Below are 3,009 nucleotides of genomic sequence, written 5' to 3'. Positions count from 1 at the left end.
TTTGCGTGATCAGTCAAAAGGTTTTACCTTATCCCGTATTGTCACATTAACAAAACGCCAAGAACGCATCCTTAAAGCTGTATCTCCTCAGCTCCTCAAAGGACTGTAGTGTATATTTATGCTACGGAATTCAGGTATTTAGCCATAGCCTTTTTGCATAGCACCGGCGGCATTTTTTCTATGGCATAGCGCAAAGCCGTCCGGGGCATCTGGTCTTTGTTCTTCATCACAAACCCAAACACTTCCCGGGGAAATATGACATAGGCCTCCTTGAGCAGCCAGCCATAGCCCTTTTGCACCAGGTAATGCTCATCTTTCAGCACCGCGTCCGATGTTTTAAGGGTCTCCGGCAAAGCCCGGCCCAGTTTGGCGGGAGCGATCAGGATCACCGCCGCCGCCCGGCGCATATGCCACTTCCGGGCTTTCGTCCAGCCGAAAACTTTGGGCAGGAATTGGGGATAACGGCAGATAAAAAACCCGAAGGCCCGGCGGCACAGGTCGTCCACCCCGCCCCAGTTGTTGACCTGGTCGCGCAGCCAACGTTCCAGTGTCTTGAAATCGGAAGGTTGGAATTCCCGGCGCCGGTGCCAGGCCCAGTCAAAAGCGATGGTGCGCTCCTCGCTGGTGCCGTAGCTTAGCAGCCGGTCGCATAGGACGAAGATTTCTTTCTTGTCCAGTCCTCTCAACTGACTGTAGTACTTGGCCGAGATAGTCCGCACCGCCGGAAGGCGCACTCCGTGCAGGACTATGCCTTCCTTGAAATAGTTCATAGCTCCCCGGCGGTAGACGGGGTCCACATTCTGAAGCAACTCGGCCCGGATATGTTTGATGATGTCTTTCAAATACGGGGATTTTGGTTGTGTATCTTTTCCATCGTTTTTTCTTTCACCAGTTTTCTGAAATCAGCAATGGTGTTTTCAATCTGGCATTCTTCAAAACCATAAGACAAGTTAAGGCCGTATTCTCTGTCAATCCATGTTTTTATATCAGCTTCATTGTGCTGAATAACTGCTTCCAGTTTATCGAGTGCTTTTACTAACTGGGCTTCTTTTGAGAACTGCCCATCAAAATCGTCTATCGTATTAATAATGTTTCCGATCCCAAGTTGATTGTATTCTTTTGAAATATCCGCCAAGGCCTTTTTTTCGTTTTTCACATCAGCATCTGTTTTGTCAAAGCCGGGGATATCGCCATGTTTTATCTCGCTTAAATCATGAAATAGAGCCATGGCGAGCATCTTTTCAATATCATAACCTTTCAATTCGTCTTTCAATAAATAAATAATTGCAGCCAGTCTCCAGGAATGCTCTGCTACGCTTTCTTGTCTTCCACTTGAAGTCCAAGAATGCCGGGGCATGCACTTCAATTTTTCTAACTTACCAAGGAAAGAAAGCAGCAGTTCTAAGTTCATGAAATAGTTCCTTCTGATATTTTTCGCCCTGACTGCTTGGTATGGTCGCGGATCATCATCCCGGCAGCCTTTGACATCCCATGCTGCAGATAAAACGACTGCACACTTTTGTTGCACAGCAGATCTATCATAAGTTGAGTAAATCAGCCGGATTATTTTTTTACGGTCTCAACCTGTTTCTCTCCCAGGTCTGCCATGATCTTGGCAGCTTGTTCCTTGATCCCGGCGGCTTTGGTCACGGCTTCGAACAGGTTACCGGCTTTGAAGGCATCCTGAGCCTGCTTCCATGCTTCGGGCATTCCGTCAACGGCAGTCTTAGCCTCGGCCAAAACGGTCTTGTCAACGCCCCTGGCCCGGTTAACGGCTGACTGAGTGGCGGTGATCAGCTTTGGCATCTCGTCGGTCAGGGCCTGCCAATCTTGTGGCAGTTCCGCTTTCTTGGCCTCGATGGCGGTGGCCAGGTCCTTGATCTTGAGGGGGAGGTCTTTGGCTGTGGTTATGGCGGCTTTATAATCGCCCTTTTCAAATGATTGTCTAGCGCTTTTGAGCATGGCTTCTATGGCGGCCAGCTGTTCGGGCACGAACTTGGCGGCCTCGGTCCGGACGGGGTTTAAAGCTTCCTCGGAGGCTTTGATGGCCAGCTGGGCCGGGGTTTTGCTGAGGCTTGCAAAAAACAGCCAGCAGCATCCAGGCAAAACAGCACGGGTAATAGTTTTCTCATGTTTTCTCCTGCTTGGTTTTGATTTGGGTTGATGTGGAATTAAAAGAAAAGGATTGCCCAACTATCTCAGGAAACAACAAAGAGGGAATGCTTTGTTTTGGACTCAACCCCGCTTCGTTTGTCTAATGCATGTATTCCCTTCGGCATTGCTCAGGGCAAGTCCCAGCGCATGCTTCGCTTCCCCTTTTACCCCGGCCTCACGATCGTCTTAATTTATCCAGGGGACAGAGAGGATGAGTTAGAAGAAAAATATTTGAAGTCACATATAAAAGTATATATCCGGCGGACGGAGGCGTCAAGAAAATTGTTTGCCGATCCCGAGCTATTGTTTTCTCCGGCCTTGTTTGGCAGGCGGTCCCGGCCACAGGTATCTTTTAAGGTCTATTTTCCCCTGCAGGCCGAACTCCACTCCTTCGCTTTCCAGCAGGGCCCGCTGTTCCTCGTATCCGTTTCCGGGCTTTAGTGAAATAGTCCCCTGGCCGTTGATGACCCGGTGCCAGGGAAGCTTTTCCTTGCCCGAGCTGGAATGCAGCAGCCAGATGACCGCCCGGGCGCCTCTTGGATTGCCGGCCAGGGCCGCGATCTGGCCGTAGGAGGCTACTTTGCCGCGCGGGATGCGTTTGATGAGGGAGATTATTTGGGAGGAGAAGGTCATTAGTCATCTTTTAATATTCTGATTATATCTTCCTTAACGGTTTCGTAATAAACTGGTGTCGTATTTTTATATTCCTTAATAATATTACCTGAAAAAAGCGTTAATTGTATCTTCCTGAAACAACAATCCGCGCAAACATTGAGTTTCAGGAGGATAGTCCTATAAATAATTTTGCAAACCAGTTGAATTATCGTGATCGAATGCTATCGATTCTTTTAATAA

At 48.7% G+C, this 3,009-nt stretch carries 4 protein-coding genes; all 4 read right to left on the bottom strand.

The genetic code is table 11. The annotated features are described in order from the left end of the window. Positions 1 to 116 precede the first annotated feature (116 nt). Positions 117 to 842, bottom strand: coding sequence for a DNA alkylation repair protein (locus HY768_11025; GenBank protein ID MBI4727730.1), 726 nt, complete (start codon positions 840 to 842; stop codon positions 117 to 119). Next, positions 839 to 1,411: an HD domain-containing protein gene (locus HY768_11020; protein MBI4727729.1), complete on the bottom strand. Its 573-nt coding sequence runs from the start codon at positions 1,409 to 1,411 to the stop codon at positions 839 to 841. Before HY768_11020 ends, HY768_11025 begins: the two co-directional genes overlap by 4 nt. A 152-nt stretch (positions 1,412 to 1,563) precedes the next feature. Continuing rightward, positions 1,564 to 2,106, bottom strand: a complete 543-nt coding sequence (locus tag HY768_11015; protein MBI4727728.1) for a hypothetical protein — start codon at positions 2,104 to 2,106, stop codon at positions 1,564 to 1,566. 348 nt (positions 2,107 to 2,454) lie between these two features. Next, positions 2,455 to 2,787 (bottom strand): MGMT family protein, encoded by a 333-nt coding sequence (locus tag HY768_11010; protein MBI4727727.1) that lies wholly within the window; start codon positions 2,785 to 2,787, stop codon positions 2,455 to 2,457. Positions 2,788 to 3,009 lie beyond the last annotated feature (222 nt).

It is taken from the genome of candidate division TA06 bacterium (assembly GCA_016208585.1).
GTDB lineage: Bacteria > Edwardsbacteria > AC1 > AC1 > EtOH8 > UBA5202.
Note: the sequence above shows the minus strand (reverse complement) of the source record. Positions and strands in the feature narration are given on the sequence as shown.

Excerpts from the sequence above, each read along its gene's own strand:
- HY768_11020 (MBI4727729.1), bottom strand. The coding sequence starts at position 1,411 with ATGAACTTAGAACTGCTGCTTTCTTTCCTTGGTAAGTTAGAAAAATTG.
- HY768_11010 (MBI4727727.1), bottom strand. The coding sequence starts at position 2,787 with ATGACCTTCTCCTCCCAAATAATCTCCCTCATCAAACGCATCCCGCGC.